We start from the raw sequence: 15,064 nt of genomic DNA, 5'->3' as shown, positions 1-15,064 counted from the left end.
AATCATCGGCACAAGATGTTTCAGCGTCGTGATTTCACGGGGATACGCGCGGCGTATCGGCTTTGGCCGCCGCGGTCATTCCCAGGCGGTCATTCCCAGACGAAGGCGACCTTCTTCAGCGCTTTCTGTTCGAAGATCTCGACACCCTCGGCGACATCGCGGCCGCCGGCGCCGGCATAGAAGGCCAGCGCGTTCTGATTGTCTTCCAGCGCCCACACCACCATGCCCTTCAGGCCATGGTCGGCGAGCCGCGCCCTGGCTGCCGAAAACAGCCGACGGCCGAGACCGATGCCCTGATATTCCGGGCGCAGGTACAATTCGTAGATCTCGCCTTGCTGCTTGAGTTCCCGGGCGCGGTTCTTGCCGATCGTCGCATAGCCGGCGATGGTGCCGCCGATTTCGACGACCAGAACGGTCGCGGCACGGCGAATCGCATTCGCCCACCAGTCGGCGCCGCGACGATTGATCATCGATGTCAGCGTGCGATGCGGAATGATGCCGGAATAGGCGCCGCGCCAGGCTTCCAGGTGCACTTCGGCGATGGCGCCAGCGTCGCGCGGGTCGGCTTTTCGGATGTCGATCGTCAGCGTATTCATGATTTGTTAACCATAAACCCGCATCGCCCGATTGCAAGAGTCCGGACGGCTCGCCGACCGCTTTCTCACAGCCGATCCTGACACTGCTGATATCGTGCGAAAGCCTGTCTAAAAACGCGCTCAGCCGAGGCGGATGGCGTGGCTTTCGAGAACCGAAGCGCAGCGGACTTTTGGGTCCGTGAGCTCAGTTCTACTGAGACGCAGTAGAACGGGGAAGCGCAGAAAGCCGCGTCAGGCGCCCGGCTGAGGTGCGTTTGCAGGCGGGCTTTTCAGATTTCGACCAGGTGGTCGTCCAGCTCGTTGGTATCGCCTGTGGTGGCCGGGAAATGCTCGGCCAGCACCGCCCCCACCTGCTCGATCGCCTTGACGAAACCGTCGGCAAGCCGGTCGTCGCCGGCGTGCGCGGTGAGATCGCGCACCACACCGTCCCAGACATGCTGTCCGACCTTGGCGTCGATGCCCGAATCGGCAACCACCTCGGCATAGCGCTCAGTGATCGAGACGAAGACCAGCACGCCGGTGCGCGCCGTGGTGCGGTGGACGTTGCGGGCGAGGAACTGCTTGATCGCATTGGCATGCGCCGCCTGATAGCGCAGGCGCCGCGGCACCATATGGATGCGCAGGCCGGGCAACGCCCACAACAGGGCCAGCACGCAGGCCAGCGCCAGCAATTGGGCGATGACGAAATGCGGCAGGCGGATGGTGAGCCACCAGGCTTCCAGCCCGTAGGCGACGGCGAGGCTGACGATCAGCATGCCAAGCGTCGCCATCAAGGCGGCGGGAGCGAAATAGCCGTCGCTGGCATGGGCGACGACGCAGTAGATCTCGCCGTCGGTTTTGGCCTCGGCGGCACGGATCGCATCGGCTATGCGCTCATGATCCTGCGGGCTGATCGGTCGTGTTGCCATTGTCTCACCAGCTTCCTGAAGAACCGCCACCACCGGACGAGCCGCCGCCGCCCGAAAATCCGCCGCCGCTGCTGCTTGACCCGGACGACCAACTGCTGCCGGAACTCCCCGACGACCAGCCGCCACCCGACGAACCTGACGTCCAGCCGCTGCTGCCAGACGATCCGCTTGGCCCGCGACCGTAACGAAACGTCATGCCCAGCCATCTATACACGCCCGGCGACAGCTTGGTGCCGAACATCGGCGGCAGGAACGCCATCGCGATGCCGCCGAAGAACATCGTGCCCCACAAGATCAGGAACACCGCGACGATCGGGTCGATGGGGGTGCTGCTGTCGGCGGGATTGCGCTTGCCGCGCGCTTCGAGCTCTTCGGGATTGCCCTGCAGCACCATGACCATGTCGTCGACGGCCTTTGAGATACCGCCGGAGAAATCGCCGGCGCGGAACGCCGGGACCATGTCGTTTTCGATGATCAGCTTGGTGTGCAGGTCGGTCAGCGTGCCTTCCAGCCCATAGCCGACTTCGATGCGCATCTTGTGGTCGTTCTTGGCCACCAGCAGCAGCACGCCGTTGTTTTCACCCGCCTGGCCGAGCTTCCAGAAGCGGAACAGCCGGTTGGCGTAGGGCTCGATCTCCTCGCCATCGAGACTGGGAATGGTGGCGACGACGATCTGGTCGGAACCCTTTTTTTCGAAATCCGCGAGTTTCTGCGTCAGCGCCGCCTTGGTCCCGGCATCGATGATGCCGGCATTGTCGACGACGCGGCCGGTCAGGACAGGCAGTTCAGCGGCGAAAACCGAAAAGCAGGACAACAGCAGCGCCAGCGCGGCCAGGAGAGCATGGATCGCCGGGTTGAAATGGCCAGGCCCCAACAGGCTGATGGTGCGTGTCGTCATGCCGTCACCAGCTTCCCGAGGAGCCGCCACCGCCGGACGAACCACCGCCGCCGGAAAACCCGCCGCCGCCGCCACCCGAAGACCAGCCACCGCCAGAACTGCCCGAGGACCAGCCGCCACTTGACGAGCGCCGCCCGGGCTCGAAGGTCATGCCGAGCCAGCGATAGCGCCCGGGCCCGAGTTTTTGGCCGAAGATCGGCGGCAGGATGGAGGCTGCCATGCTACCGAAGAAGATGATCGCCCAGATGCCGATGAACACTGCGAAGAACAGATTGTCGGTATTGAACGGTGCTTTCTGGTTGCGCTCGCCTCGCGCCACCAATTCCTCAGGATTGCCTTCCAGCACCATGACCATGTCATCGACGGCCTTGCTGATGCCGCCGGAAAAATCGCCGGCGCGGAAGGCCGGCACCATGTCGTTTTCGATGATCAGCTTGGTGTGCAGATCGGTCAGCGTGCCTTCCAGCCCGTAGCCGACCTCGATGCGCATCTTGCGATCGTTCGGCGCGACCAGCAGCAAAACGCCGTTGTTTTCCTTGGCCTGGCCTAGCTTCCAGAAGCGGAACAGCCGGTTGGCATAGGGCTCGATCTCCTCGCCGTCGAGGCTGGGGATGGTGGCGACGACGATCTGGTCGGAGCCCTTGGTCTCGAAGTCGGCGAGTTTTTGCGTCAGCGCCGCCTTGGTCCCGGCATCGATGATGCCGGCATTGTCGACGACGCGGCCCGTAAGCGCCGGCAGGTCCGCAGCGAAGGCTGTGAAGCCGACGAGCATGACCGCCATGGCCAACAAGGCAGCGCCTGTCAGGGTCACGAAACGGCTGCGCCGGGAGGGGCTGATGATGTAAGCGGTCATGTCGTCACCCGCTGCCTTCCAGCACCATGGCAATGTCGTCGACGGCTCTGGAAATGCCGCCGGAGAAATCGCCGGCGCGGAAGGCCGGCACCATATCGTTTTCGATGATCCGCTTGCTCTGCAGATTGGTGAGCGTGCCTTCCAGCCCATAGCCGACCTCGATGCGCATCTTGCGATCGTTCAGCGCCACCAGCAACAGCACGCCGTTGTTCTCCTTCGCTTGGCCGAGCCTCCAGAAGCGGAACAGCCGGGTGGCGTAGGGTTCGATCTCCTCGCCATCGAGGCTGGGAATCGTGGCGACGACGATCTGGTCGGAACTCTTTGCCTCGAAGTCGGCAAGCTTTTGCGTCAGCGCCGCCTCGGTCGCGGCATCGATAATGCCGGCATTGTCGACGACACGGCCCGTGAGCGCCGGGAGATCGGCGGCGAAGGCCGTAAGGGGCAGAAAAAGGATGAGGAGCACAAACGCGAGAACGCGAATGCGGTGCCGCCCCTTATCGGCCTGCAAGATCACGACGGTTGGCTCCGGCTATCAACCGCCCTGTTTCGTGCCGAAATCGACCTTCGGCGGCTGCATCTTGTCTTCGTCGACGGTGAAATTGGCGTAGGGCTCGTTGCTGCGGAACCAGAAGGTGGCCCACAGCACCGACGGGAAGGTCTTCAGCGTCAGATTATAGTCCCTGACCGCCTGGATGTAGTCGCGCCGTGCCACCGCAATGCGGTTCTCCGTGCCCTCGAGCTGCGCCTGCAGCGCCAGGAAATTCTGGTTGGCCTTGAGATCGGGATAAGCCTCCGACACCGCGATCAGCCGCGACAGCGCGCTGGTCAGCCCGGCCTGGGCATCCTGGAATTTCTTGAGGGCTTCGGGATCTTTCAGCGTTTCCGGCGTGACCGTGATCTGGGTTGCCTTGGCGCGTGCCTCGACCACCGCGTCGAGCGTGTCCTTTTCATGCGAGGCGTAGCCTTTGACCGTCTCGACCAGGTTGGGGATGAGGTCGGCGCGGCGCTGATACTGGTTCAGCACCTCGCTCCAGGCCGCCTTGGCGTTTTCCTCCGCCGTCGGGATCGTGTTGTAGCCGCAGCCGGCAAGCAGCGGCAGCACGATTGCCATCATCAGGAAGGCGGGCAGCGTGCGGAATGTCGATGGTCGAGCAAGGCGCTGGGCAAGCATGATGGTGTCCCTCGGTAGAAGTTGCATGCGAAGCATTACCACAATCAGCGCGCAAGAAAACGGCCTCGACCTCTGGCGCAGGCCCGGCATCTATTGCCCTGTCGCAAGGCCCTGTGATTGGCCGCGCGAACGCGATAAGGTCTGGTCAAAACGGGACATCATCATGGCGGAACGCCACGACAGCGAGAGCGAATCGCGCCGCATCCTCGAGCGCGTTGCGCGCGAGACGGATCCGTCCGGCACCTCGTTTGTGGCGCGGACCACGAAAGGCGTGCGCGACCACGTCTCCGCGGCCGATGCCGACCGCGACGATCCGATAGAAGTCTGGGGCACCCGCATTGGCCGAACACTCGGCCTGCTTCTGACGCTGGGCCTGATGGTCTGGCTCGTGCTTTACGTCATTCGGGGCAGTTAGGAATTAAAGAACAATGAGCGCCGAGCAAACCGACGCGCCGCGTGCGGTCATCGTCATTTCCAGCCATGTCGTGCGCGGTTCGGTCGGCAACCGTGCCGCCGTCTTTGCGCTGGAGACGCTTGGATTTCCGGTCTGGGCCGTGCCCACGGTCACGCTGCCCTGGCATCCCGGCCACGGACGGGCGACGCGCATCGTGCCGCCGCTCGACCAGTTCAAGGCGCTGATGGCCGATCTCGAGCGCGCGCCATGGCTGGGCGAGGTCGGCGCCGTGCTGTCGGGCTATCTCGGCGAGGCCGGCCAGGCCGAGGCCGTCGCCTCGCTGATCGCCGCCGTCAAGGCCAGAACGCCGGATGCCGTCTACATCTGCGATCCGGTGATGGGCGATTCCGGCGGCCTCTACGTGCCCGACCCCACCGCCGCCGCCATGCGCGACCGGCTGATGCCGATCGCCGACATCGCCACGCCCAACCGCTACGAGCTGGAATGGATGGCCGGCGTTCCCTTGCCCGATTTGAAATCGGTGATCTCGGCCGCACTCCACGCCGGACCGTCGACCATGCTGGTCACCTCGGCACAGTCGATGATGATTGGCGGCACAGGCAATCTGCTGCTCGACGGCACCCAGGCGCTGCTCGCCGAGCACCGCCTGATCGACAAGCCGCCGAACGGCCTGGGCGACCTGACGGCGGCCGTCTACCTCGCCCGCATCCTCTCCGGCCAGCCGCCGATCAAGGCGCTGCAATCGACCACGGCGGCGGTTTACGAGATCCTGGCGCGCACCGCAAAACGCGGCGGTGACGAGTTGCAGCTCGAAACCGACGCGCAGAGCCTGTCGCACCCGATGGCGATGGTACAGCTGCGCCACCTCACGCATCCGGGGCGGGACCGCAGGGCGTGATCTCGACGGAGGTCGTGCTGGTCGGCGCCGATGGCTGCAAGGCCGGCTGGATCGCCGTGCGGTGTGCGCCCGGCATGGCACCGTCGGTCGAGATCTTCGCCAGTTTCGCGGCGCTGCTCGCAGCTAGTCCCGACGACGCGGTTGTCGCCGTCGACATGCCTATCGGCCTGCCGGAGTTTTCGAGCAAGGGCGGGCGCGGACCGGAGGCGCTGGTGCGCCCACTGCTTGGCGCACGCCAGTCCAGCGTCTTCTCGATCCCGTCCCGCACAGCACTCTATGCCGACACCAGCGACTTCACCACAATGGAAGCCTGGTACGCCGCGCACGTCAGGGCAAGCGCGGTGGCCAGGGCCACATCCGATCCGCCGCGCGGCGTTTCCATCCAGGCCTTCGGCATTTTTTCAAAGATCCGCGAGATCGACACCTTGCTGATCGAGCGGCCCTATTTGCGCCGCCGCATCTTCGAATCGCATCCGGAAGTCGCCTTCTGCCGCCTGAATGGCGACCAGGCGATGCAACTGCCGAAGAAGATCAAGGGCAGCGTCAATCCGGCCGGTATGGCGGAGCGCAAGGCGCTGCTGTGCCGGCACGGCTACGACATGGACTTCCTCGACCAGCCGCCGCCGCGTGGTGCGGCCGCCGACGATTTCCTCGATGCGGCCGTCATGATGCTGATCGCCGAGCGCATCGCCAGCGGCACGGCCAGGCCATTTCCGGACCCGCCGCTGGCTGACGGTTTTGGCATACCGGTCGCCATCTGGGCATGACAGTGTTGGACGTCCCGCTTTGGCGCATGGCATTTATGGCCAGCCCCCACAATTCTGCATTGCTCGCAACAGGCTTTTACCGTTAGAGCCTTTCTCGACCGCAAAGAGCTGCCGCCTCCAACCTGGAAAGCCGCCCATGCCTCATCTTCCCGACCACCTCCTCGCCGGCTACCGCAATTTCATGAATGGCCGCTACCTCACCGAGAGCGGCCGCTATCGCGAGCTCGCCCTCGAGGGGCAGGCCCCGGAAACCATGATCGTTGCCTGCTGCGATTCGCGCGCGGCCCCCGAAGCGATCTTCGACGCCGGGCCGGGCGAACTCTTCGTGCTGCGCAATGTCGGCAATCTGGTGCCGCCCTACGAGCCGGATGGCGAGTTTCATTCGACCTCCGCCGCGCTCGAATTCGCGGTGCAGAGCCTCAAGGTCAAGAACATCGTCGTCATGGGCCACGGCCGCTGCGGCGGCATCCGCGCCGCGCTCGACCCCAATTCGGCGCCGCTGTCCCCCGGCGATTTCATCGGCAAATGGATGAGCCTGATCGCGCCGGCCGCCGAAACCGTCTCCTCCAGCACCTTCATGACGGCGGCGGAGCGCCAGACGGCACTTGAACGCATCTCGATCCGCTATTCGATCGCCAACCTCAGAACCTTTCCCTGTGTCTCGATCCTCGAGGGCAAGGGGCGGCTGTCGCTGCACGGGGCCTGGTTCGACATTTCGACTGGTGAACTCTGGGTGATGAACAAGGAGACCGGCGACTTCGAGCGGCCAGTGGTGGAATGAACGGGACAGTCCGCCAGGTGATGAACGTCCGCTCGGCCGTTTTCACGGCGGCCGCACTGTTGATAGCAATCATTGCCGCCCGCGCCGATGACGGCGCCATCATCGGCCGCTGGTATTCCGCGCTGCTGGTCGCCGACCGCACCGAACTCGCCGACCTGCTCGCCGACGATGTCCGTATCAAACTCGATGACCTCGGCATTGTTCAAAGCAAGCAGGAATTCATCGCGTCGCTCGACGAATGGAAAGGTGCGGTTGCCGGTGCCGCAATCCGCCACCGCATCGAAAAGAGCGAGGGCAGCGTCACCGCGGTGATCGCCTGCTACGATTTCCCCGATAATGACATGCTGATGCAGGAAACCTTCGCGGTGGCCGACAACCGCATCACCGCCAGCTCGCAGGCGGCAATCGCCGAAAACTGCGAGGGCTACTGACGAAAACCTGACCGTCGGCGCTGTTGCGCGCGGCAAACCAGCGCCCTACATCGGTGGTGACCACCCTTCCCCTCGCCGTCATATCCGAAAGACAGCTCATGACTTCCAAAAAAGCCATCGATCTCGCCGCCCATCCGCTGACCACGTGGCAAGGGCCGCTCGGCCTGCCCGATTTTACGCTCATCGGCGACGGCGACTTTTCCCCGGTCTTCGACGCGGCGCTGAAGGCGCATGAGGCGGAGATCGAGGCGATCGCCGGCAACAAGGATGCAGCGACCATCGAGAACACGCTTGAAGCGCTGGAACTCGGCGGCGAGGCGCTCGATCATGTCTCGTCGATCTTCTGGTGCCGTGCCGGCGCTTACACCAACGAAGCCATCCAGGCGCTGGAGCGCGACATTTCGCCAAAAATGTCCAGGCACTTCTCGGCGATCTCGATGAACGAGAGACTGTTCGCCCGCATCGACGATCTCTATCAGCGCCGCGACAGCCTGGGCCTCGACGCCGAGACGCTGCGGGTGCTGGAGAAGACCTGGAAAGGTTTCGTCCGCTCCGGCGCCAAGCTCGATGCTGACGGCAAGAAGCGGCTGGCGAAGATCAGCGAGGAGCTGTCCTCGCTCGGCACGAATTTCGGCCAGAACGTGCTGGCCGACGAACGCGACTGGGCGCTGTTCCTCGACGAGGCCGACCTTGCCGGCCTGCCCGACTTCGTGAAGAGTTCGATGGCCGAGGCCGCCGAAATACGCGGCCAGAAAGGCCGCTACGCCGTCACTTTGTCGCGCTCGATCTACGAGCCGTTCTCGACCTTCTCGGAACGCCGCGACCTGCGCGAGATCGCCTTCAAAGCCTTCACCATGCGCGGCCAGAATGGCGGCGCCACCGACAACACGTCCGTGGTGCGCGACATGCTCAAGCTGCGCGCCGAAAAGGCGAAGCTGCTCGGCTACGCCTCCTTTGCCGCGCTGAAGCTTGATGACACCATGGCCAAGACGCCGAAGGCGGTGCATGCACTGCTCGACCCGGTCTGGGAAAAGGCGCTGGAGAAGGCCGCCGCCGACCAGAAGGAATTGGAACGGCTGGCTGCGGAAGCCGGCAGCAACGAAAAATTCGCCGCCTGGGACTGGCGCTTCTACCAGGAGAAGCTGCGCGCGGAGAAATTCGCCTTCGATGAGGCCGAACTGAAGCCCTATCTGCAGCTCGACCGCGTCATCGACGCCTGCTTCGACGTGGCGACGAAACTCTTCGGCATCACCTTCGAGGAGAAAAAGGGCATTGCCGCCTGGCACCTGGACGCGCGTGTCTTCGTGGTGAAAAACGCCGATGGTAGCGAGCGCGGCCTGTTCCTCGCCGATTATTTCGCGCGGCCCTCCAAGCGTTCCGGCGCCTGGATGAGCGCGCTGAAGTCCGGTTACAAACTGGGTGGCGGCTCGAAACCGGTGATCTACAACATCATGAACTTCGCCAAGCCGCCGGCAGGCGAGCCGGCACTGCTGTCGGTCGACGAGGCGAGGACTCTGTTTCATGAGTTCGGCCACGCGCTGCACGGCATGCTGACCGATGTCACCTGGCCGTCGGTCGCCGGCACCTCGGTCAGCCGCGATTTCGTCGAACTGCCCTCGCAGCTCTACGAGCACTGGCTAACGGTGCCGGCGGTGCTGGAAAGGCATGCGCTGCACGTCAAGACCGGCAAGCCGATGCCGAAGGCGCTGCTTGACAAGATGCTGGCCGCGCGCACCTTCGGCGCCGGCTTCGCCACGGTCGAGTTCACATCCTCCGCCTTGATGGACATGGCCTATCACGCTCGACCCGACGCACCGGTGGAACCGCTTCGTTTCGAAGCCGAAACGCTCGACAAGCTTGACATGCCCGACACCATCGCCATGCGCCACCGCACCCCGCATTTCGGCCATGTCTTCTCAGGCGACGGCTATTCGGCCGGCTACTATTCCTACATGTGGTCGGAAGTGCTCGACGCCGATGCCTTCGCCGCCTTCGAGGAGACCGGCGATCCCTTCAACCCGGCGCTGGCCGAACGGCTGAGGAAAAACATCTACGCCGCCGGCGGCTCGAAGGACCCGGAAGAACTCTACACGGCGTTCCGCGGCAAGATGCCGTCGCCCGAAGCGATGATGGTGAAGCGCGGATTGGTGTAGCGCTGATAATCTCCCCCCTCGAGGGGGAGATGGCCGCGAAGCGCCCAGAGGGGGTCGGTCCGACCGGACTCGGCCTCCTGCGACACAAGGAAGTTGGCGCTCCACGCGAGAGGACCCCCTCTGTCGCCTTCGGCGACATCTCCCCCTCAAGGGGGGAGATTACCAGCGTTACTCCTTCCAAGGATCCGCCACCCGCGGCCACACCGGCCGTGTCAGCTTCTTGTAATTGGTCACCGCCGGATTACTCGGGTACGAACTCGGCGCGGTGACATAGATAATCTCCGCCGCGATCGGCTCGAAGCCGGCGTAGAAATGATTGGTGGACTTGATCAGCAGCATATCCTTGGCCAACGGATCGACGCCGATGTTGGAAAAAATGTCCGGCTCGAAGGTCTGGGTGCGGTTGGTGTTGAGGATGATGTCGACCTCGGTGCCCTCGATGCGGACCAGCGCGGTCGGTCCGAGCGTCACCCGGCTCGGCCCGAAACTCTGCCAGCCCTCGGCAACGGCCTTCAGCACATGCACGCGCGCATCGATCGGCTCGCCGGCCTGCGGACCGGCCTTGCCGCCGAAGCGCAGGTCGATGACCGCGCCCTCCCCGGCCGCCAGGCAGAAGGTCACGGAGATCGGATCCCAGATCGTCGCCACACCGAATCTGTCCAGGCCGCGCGCCAGCATCTGGCGCAGCACAAAGGTGCCGTCGCCGGGAACACCGCCGCCGGGATTGTCCCAGATGTCGGCGATGACCACGGGCTTGCCGGGATTCTTGGCGCGCACGGCGAGCGCCCGGTCGATGCCATCGGCGGTGTTTAGCATCGTCATCGCCGTCTTTTCGCGCAGTGCGTAGAGTTCGCGTCCCAGCCGCTCGGCCAGCGCATCGCCCTTGGCCTTGTCATTGTCGGTGATCACCAGGATGCGTGTGCCCATTTCCGGCACGTCGGCCGCCATGAAGCCATGGATGACCGAGACCGACAACACGCCGTCCTTACCGTGCAGCGCCTTGATGCGGTCGACGAAGGAACGCATCGGCTCGCGGCTGGTCGGCAGAACCTGGATCATGCGGCAGTCGAAGGTCGAGATGACGGGCTTGATCTCGCCCCGCGCCGCCGCCAGCCCAAGGTCGACGACATGTTCGCCGCGCTCGTAGAAATCGGTGTGCGGGAATTCGAGGAAATAGGCCATGATGTCGGACGCCGCCACGCGCTTGGGCGTCAGATGGCTGTGCGGATCGAACTCCGAGGCGATCACCACGCCGGGCCCGACGATTGCCCGCACACGTTCCAGCAGATCGCCTTCGCAATCGTCATAGCCTTGCGCCACCATGGCGCCGTGCAGGCCGAGGATGACGGCGTCGACCGGCAGTGCCGCCTCGAGCTGGCCGAGAATTTCGTCGCGTAGCGCCTCAAAGGTCTGCCGCTGCACCAGGCCGCCCGGCTCGGCCCAGGTGGCGGTACCCTCGATGACGGTCAGGCCCTCTTTTGCCGCGCGCCGGCGCAAGGCGACGATCGGCGAGGAGCACAGCGTCGGCGTCTCCGGATGCTTGCCCGGCCCGGCATAGAACGCCATCTCGAACGAAGCCCGGTCTGTCGGCACCGGCGAGAAGGTGTTGGTTTCCGTCGCCAGCGAGGCGGTGAAGATGCGCATGAAAGCTCCGCAGTGGACTTTTTGTTTTTCGCAATTCCGGGCGGAAAACCGCTATACACTTATCCTGGAATTGCTGGATTGCTATTTGACCGCCCCGAGCGCCAGTCCCCGGACGAGGTAGCGCTGCAGCCAGATGAACAGGATTGCCACCGGCAGCGTCGCCAGCAGCGTCGCGGCCATGACGTGATGCCACTCGATCGTGTAGCGGCCGGCAACCAGCGAGAACACCTGGATCGGCAGCGTGTAGCTTTCCTGGCTGCGCAGCATGGTGAGCGCGACGACGAACTCGTTCCAGGCGTTGATGAAGGTGAAGATCGCCGTCACCGCGATCGCCGGCAGGCAGAGCGGCAGGAATACCTTGCGCAGCGTCAGCCAACGGCCGGCGCCTTCCATCCACGCAGCCTCCTCAAGATCGCGCGGAATGGTATCGAAATAGCTCTGCAGCATCCACACGGTGAACGCGACGTTGAAGGCCATGTAGATGAAGCCGAGCGCCGTAGTGCTTTCCACCAGCCCCCAGGCCGCCATCAGCCGGAACAGGCCGAGCACCAGCACGATCGGCGAGATCATCTGCGAGATCAGCAGGAACTGCCGGAAGGCGCCATAGCCGGCAAAGCGAAAGCGCGACATGGCATAGGCGGCGGGAACGGAGATGAGGATGGCGCCAACGGTGGCGATAACCGAGACGTAGAGCGAATTGGCCAGCGCCTGGCCGAAGCCCGTCGCCACCCACATGTCGGCAAAATTCGACCAGCGGAACTCGCTCGGCCACCAGGTCGGCGACAGCACTTCCTGCCTTGGCTTGACAGCGGTGAGGAACATCACCGCGAAGGGAAAGATCGTCACCACGATCAAAGGCGCCAGCAGCAGCCAGGCGATGACAGTGCGCTTGAGTTTGCTTGTCATGCGCGCTGCTCCCGCATGGCGAGGCGAACATAGATCATGGTGAAGACCAGCAATATGGCGAACATCACCAGCGACACAGCCGACGCCTCACCCAGTTTGCCGATACGGAAGGCGAGCTTGTAGAGGTGGGTGACCAGGATGTCTGTCGAGTTGGCCGGCCCGCCCTGCGTCATCACCCAGATGATCGGGAACGAGTTGAAGACGTAGATGGTGTTGAGCACGATGGCGATGTTGATGAACGGTTTCAGCAGCGGAAAGGTGATCTCGCGGAACTGCTGCAGCGCCGTCGCTCCCTCAAGAGCCGCCGCCTCATAGAGATCGTCTGGGATCGACGACAGGCCGCCGAGGAAGATCGTGGTGGTGAACGGCACCGTCACCAATATACCGATCAGCACCTGCATCGGGAACGCGGTACTGGCCTGCGCCAGCCACTGGATGTTGTGGTCGATGACGCCGAGGCCAAGCAGCGCCGAATTCAGCATGCCGCTTTCGCCGCTCAGCGCCCAGCGCCAGACCACCGCCGTCATGGTCAGCGACACCGCCCAGGGCAGCATGATGATGACACGGGCGATGCCGCGCCCGTAAAAGTCGGTGTTGAGGATCATTGCCACCGGCACCGACAGCAGCAGCGCGCCGCCGACCACCAGCACGGTCCACAGACCAGTGCGCCAGAGTGCGGCGATGAAATCGGGATCGGCAGCGAGTGCCGCGAAATTGGCAAGGCCGCTGAATTCGCGCAACTGGCCGAAGCGGTTGACGTCATGCGTCGAGATCTGGATCAGGTCCCAGACCGGCCAGAAGATGACGACCGCCGCCAGGAACAGGCTGGGCAAGGTCAGGAGATAGGGCAAGAAACGATGTTGCATCGGCTGGTTTGTACCGCGTTGCGGGTGGAGATTGGATTGCGCTGGCTTAACAGATTGACTTGATCCTACCTCGTTCTTCTCAGGGCACCGCTTCAGAATTCCTTGCAAGCGTCGGCGCTGCCCCTCACCTGCCTGTCCGTCCTCCGCAGCAGTTGCGGAAGCGGGCCCTTCCTCTCCCCCGTCGATCGGGGGAGAGGTGTCGAGCGAAGCTCGACGGAGTGGGGGTCGACCCTAGGGCGCATGGCGAGGCGATGCTTGCGCCTAGTGCCCTTTCCCATGTCCGTTCGCGGCGGTTGCCAGGTGGTTCCCCCACTCCGTCTCGGCTTCGCCGAGCCACCTCTCCCCCCTCCGGAGGGAGAGGAAGGAGCCTGGCTGGGGTAAGGGAGTGGCGCGCCCCGCCTGAGTCTGGGGCGCGCCACGGGCGCAGGGAGATACGCCCTATTTGTTGAGCTACTTCTTCAGCACTGCATTGGCCTTGGCCGCCGCCTCCTTCAGGCCTGCCTCGGGGTCGCCGCCGAGATAGATCTTCTGCATGGCGTCCGAGGTGATCTGGGCGACTTCTTCCCAGCCCGGGATGACCGGCGCGAAGCGGGCATCGGGCAGCAGCGCCGTGAACGCGGCCAGATCGGCGTTGTTGACGTAATAATCCATCTTGGCCTCTTCCTTGTTCACCGGCAGGAAGCCTTCGCCCTGCGTGAACTTGGCGCGCTGCTCGGTGGTGAACAGGAAGTCCATCAGTTTCCAGGCTTCATCCTTGTTCTTGGAGTTCTTGAACATGATCATGGAATCGGTGACGCCATAGGTGCCGCGCGCGCCGGTCGGGCCGGCCGGAATGGCGGCGACGCCATATTTCAGGGTCGGTGCCTCATCCTTGATCTGGTTGGACAGGAAGGGCGCGGTGATCATCATGCCGACCTTGCCCTGCTTGAACAGGTTCTGCACGTCCTCGCGGTTGTTGGAGGTGACGCCGGGCTCGGTCAGCCCCTCGTCGATCATCGACTTGTAGAGCTTGGCGGCTTCGAGCGCGCCCGGTGTGCCGAGGCCAGACGTACCGTCCTTGTTGAGGATTTCGGTGCCCTGCGACCACATCGCATAGTAGTAATAGACGTCGGTCTCGATCTCCTTGCCCTGGAGGCCGAAACCGAAGGTGCCGGATCCCAGCGCCTTGATCTTGCGGGCATCGTCCTGCAACTCGGTCCAGGTCGCCGGCGGCTTGGCGATGCCGGCCTTCTCGAACAGCTCCTTGTTGTAATACATGGCGCGCGCCGAGGCGGCGATCGGCAGGCCGTAGGTCTTGCCGCTCATGATCGACGGCGACAGGAAGGTGTCGATGAAGCGGCCCTTGAATTCGGGCGTGATGTAGCCGTCAAGTGGTTCGGCGACGTCCTGCTGGACGAAGTCGATCAGCCAGCGCGTGCCGATGATCGAGAGATCCGCATTGGTGCCGGCGGTGATGTCGGTGGTCAGCTTCTGCAACAGCACATCCCACGGCACGACTTCGAACTTGACGGTGATGCCGGGGTTCTTGGCTTCGAACTCCTTCTTCACCGCTTCGAAATACGGGCCGGTCTTGGCGCTGTATTCGGCGACGGTGACGCGCACTTCACCCGCATTTGCCTGCGCCGCGAAGGCCAGCATGCTCATTCCGGCCATCAGGCCGACAGTCCATTTCGCAAGGCTCATCTGATCTCTCCCATTTGTTCCGCGCATTTGCGCTCCTTGTGCCGATGGCTGGCACAAGATTTATGTGACTTTCCTACATTATCTAGGAATTTAC

General features: G+C 63.8%; 15 protein-coding genes and 1 pseudogene. 6 read left to right on the top strand and 10 right to left on the bottom strand.

The genetic code is table 11. The features are described from left to right. Nucleotides 1–89: 89 nt before the first annotated feature. The 6 genes and pseudogenes from AC1D05_RS18840 to AC1D05_RS18815 all read right to left on the bottom strand — a co-directional run bounded on the left by AC1D05_RS18840 (nucleotide 90) and on the right by AC1D05_RS18815 (nucleotide 4,426). Nucleotides 90–596: a GNAT family N-acetyltransferase gene (locus tag AC1D05_RS18840; protein WP_010912199.1), complete on the bottom strand. Its 507-nt coding sequence runs from the start codon at nucleotides 594–596 to the stop codon at nucleotides 90–92. Nucleotides 597–865: 269 nt separating this feature from the next. After that, nucleotides 866–1,504, bottom strand: coding sequence for a TPM domain-containing protein (locus AC1D05_RS18835; RefSeq protein WP_477442824.1), 639 nt, complete (start codon nucleotides 1,502–1,504; stop codon nucleotides 866–868). A gap of 4 nt (nucleotides 1,505–1,508) precedes the next feature. Further along, the gene (locus tag AC1D05_RS18830; protein ID WP_477442823.1) at nucleotides 1,509–2,402 is read right to left on the bottom strand and encodes a TPM domain-containing protein; all 894 of its coding nucleotides are present in this window, start codon (nucleotides 2,400–2,402) and stop codon (nucleotides 1,509–1,511) included. Between the two features lie 4 nt (nucleotides 2,403–2,406). Continuing rightward, a complete protein-coding gene (locus AC1D05_RS18825) occupies nucleotides 2,407–3,183 on the bottom strand; it encodes a TPM domain-containing protein (RefSeq protein WP_477442925.1) in 777 nt (258 codons plus the stop codon). Between the two features lie 82 nt (nucleotides 3,184–3,265). Then, nucleotides 3,266–3,736 (bottom strand): annotated as a pseudogene (locus tag AC1D05_RS18820) (TPM domain-containing protein); the annotation flags it as partial. A 51-nt stretch (nucleotides 3,737–3,787) separates the two neighbouring features. After that, the gene (locus AC1D05_RS18815) at nucleotides 3,788–4,426 is read right to left on the bottom strand and encodes a LemA family protein (RefSeq protein WP_172222459.1); all 639 of its coding nucleotides are present in this window, start codon (nucleotides 4,424–4,426) and stop codon (nucleotides 3,788–3,790) included. A 163-nt stretch (nucleotides 4,427–4,589) separates the two neighbouring features. Between AC1D05_RS18815 and AC1D05_RS18810 the strand changes: the two genes are divergently transcribed. The 6 genes from AC1D05_RS18810 to AC1D05_RS18785 all read left to right on the top strand — a co-directional run bounded on the left by AC1D05_RS18810 (nucleotide 4,590) and on the right by AC1D05_RS18785 (nucleotide 9,871). After that, nucleotides 4,590–4,841, top strand: a complete 252-nt coding sequence (locus AC1D05_RS18810) for a hypothetical protein (RefSeq protein ID WP_475456011.1) — start codon at nucleotides 4,590–4,592, stop codon at nucleotides 4,839–4,841. 13 nt (nucleotides 4,842–4,854) lie between these two features. Next, nucleotides 4,855–5,739 (top strand): pyridoxal kinase PdxY, encoded by an 885-nt coding sequence (pdxY, locus tag AC1D05_RS18805; RefSeq protein WP_477442821.1) that lies wholly within the window; start codon nucleotides 4,855–4,857, stop codon nucleotides 5,737–5,739. Continuing rightward, entirely contained in the window at nucleotides 5,736–6,506 is a 771-nt protein-coding gene (locus AC1D05_RS18800) for a DUF429 domain-containing protein (RefSeq protein ID WP_477442819.1), read from the top strand. Before pdxY ends, AC1D05_RS18800 begins: the two co-directional genes overlap by 4 nt. 136 nt (nucleotides 6,507–6,642) lie before the next feature. Next, the gene (locus tag AC1D05_RS18795) at nucleotides 6,643–7,287 is read left to right on the top strand and encodes a carbonic anhydrase (RefSeq protein WP_477442818.1); all 645 of its coding nucleotides are present in this window, start codon (nucleotides 6,643–6,645) and stop codon (nucleotides 7,285–7,287) included. Continuing rightward, entirely contained in the window at nucleotides 7,284–7,718 is a 435-nt protein-coding gene (locus AC1D05_RS18790) for a nuclear transport factor 2 family protein (protein WP_477442816.1), read from the top strand. Before AC1D05_RS18795 ends, AC1D05_RS18790 begins: the two co-directional genes overlap by 4 nt. Nucleotides 7,719–7,816: 98 nt before the next feature. Further along, nucleotides 7,817–9,871 carry a M3 family metallopeptidase gene (locus AC1D05_RS18785; RefSeq protein WP_477442814.1) on the top strand — a complete coding sequence of 685 codons (2,055 nt, stop codon included), beginning with the start codon at nucleotides 7,817–7,819 and terminating at the stop codon, nucleotides 9,869–9,871. Between the two features lie 168 nt (nucleotides 9,872–10,039). On the opposite strand, the gene AC1D05_RS18780 is transcribed toward AC1D05_RS18785, so the two are convergent. The 4 genes from AC1D05_RS18780 to AC1D05_RS18765 form a co-directional block, all read right to left on the bottom strand. Continuing rightward, nucleotides 10,040–11,515, bottom strand: a complete 1,476-nt coding sequence (locus tag AC1D05_RS18780) for a M81 family metallopeptidase (RefSeq protein ID WP_477442813.1) — start codon at nucleotides 11,513–11,515, stop codon at nucleotides 10,040–10,042. 81 nt (nucleotides 11,516–11,596) lie between these two features. After that, nucleotides 11,597–12,421, bottom strand: a complete 825-nt coding sequence (locus tag AC1D05_RS18775) for a carbohydrate ABC transporter permease (RefSeq protein ID WP_027047521.1) — start codon at nucleotides 12,419–12,421, stop codon at nucleotides 11,597–11,599. Further along, nucleotides 12,418–13,287, bottom strand: coding sequence for a carbohydrate ABC transporter permease (locus AC1D05_RS18770; protein ID WP_477442811.1), 870 nt, complete (start codon nucleotides 13,285–13,287; stop codon nucleotides 12,418–12,420). Before AC1D05_RS18770 ends, AC1D05_RS18775 begins: the two co-directional genes overlap by 4 nt. Nucleotides 13,288–13,737: 450 nt before the next feature. Next, nucleotides 13,738–14,970, bottom strand: coding sequence for an ABC transporter substrate-binding protein (locus AC1D05_RS18765; protein ID WP_477221577.1), 1,233 nt, complete (start codon nucleotides 14,968–14,970; stop codon nucleotides 13,738–13,740). Nucleotides 14,971–15,064 lie beyond the last annotated feature (94 nt).

The organism is Mesorhizobium sp. P2_E9 (genome assembly GCF_056403815.1).
The sequence above is the reverse complement of the archived record's forward strand: the minus strand, read 5'-3'. Positions and strand labels throughout refer to the sequence as shown.

Bases quoted from the DNA above. Each gene is read 5' to 3' on its own strand.
- AC1D05_RS18790 (WP_477442816.1), top strand. From the start codon at position 7,284: ATGAACGGGACAGTCCGCCAGGTGATGAACGTCCGCTCGGCCGTTTTC.
- AC1D05_RS18815 (WP_172222459.1), bottom strand. From the start codon at position 4,426: ATGCTTGCCCAGCGCCTTGCTCGACCATCGACATTCCGCACGCTGCCC.
- pdxY (WP_477442821.1), top strand. From the start codon at position 4,855: ATGAGCGCCGAGCAAACCGACGCGCCGCGTGCGGTCATCGTCATTTCC.
- AC1D05_RS18835 (WP_477442824.1), bottom strand. From the start codon at position 1,504: ATGGCAACACGACCGATCAGCCCGCAGGATCATGAGCGCATAGCCGAT.
- AC1D05_RS18765 (WP_477221577.1), bottom strand. From the start codon at position 14,970: ATGAGCCTTGCGAAATGGACTGTCGGCCTGATGGCCGGAATGAGCATG.
- AC1D05_RS18830 (WP_477442823.1), bottom strand. From the start codon at position 2,402: ATGACGACACGCACCATCAGCCTGTTGGGGCCTGGCCATTTCAACCCG.
- AC1D05_RS18810 (WP_475456011.1), top strand. From the start codon at position 4,590: ATGGCGGAACGCCACGACAGCGAGAGCGAATCGCGCCGCATCCTCGAG.
- AC1D05_RS18775 (WP_027047521.1), bottom strand. From the start codon at position 12,421: ATGACAAGCAAACTCAAGCGCACTGTCATCGCCTGGCTGCTGCTGGCG.
- AC1D05_RS18785 (WP_477442814.1), top strand. From the start codon at position 7,817: ATGACTTCCAAAAAAGCCATCGATCTCGCCGCCCATCCGCTGACCACG.
- AC1D05_RS18825 (WP_477442925.1), bottom strand. From the start codon at position 3,183: ATGGCGGTCATGCTCGTCGGCTTCACAGCCTTCGCTGCGGACCTGCCG.
- AC1D05_RS18780 (WP_477442813.1), bottom strand. From the start codon at position 11,515: ATGCGCATCTTCACCGCCTCGCTGGCGACGGAAACCAACACCTTCTCG.
- AC1D05_RS18840 (WP_010912199.1), bottom strand. From the start codon at position 596: ATGAATACGCTGACGATCGACATCCGAAAAGCCGACCCGCGCGACGCT.
- AC1D05_RS18770 (WP_477442811.1), bottom strand. From the start codon at position 13,287: ATGCAACATCGTTTCTTGCCCTATCTCCTGACCTTGCCCAGCCTGTTC.
- AC1D05_RS18795 (WP_477442818.1), top strand. From the start codon at position 6,643: ATGCCTCATCTTCCCGACCACCTCCTCGCCGGCTACCGCAATTTCATG.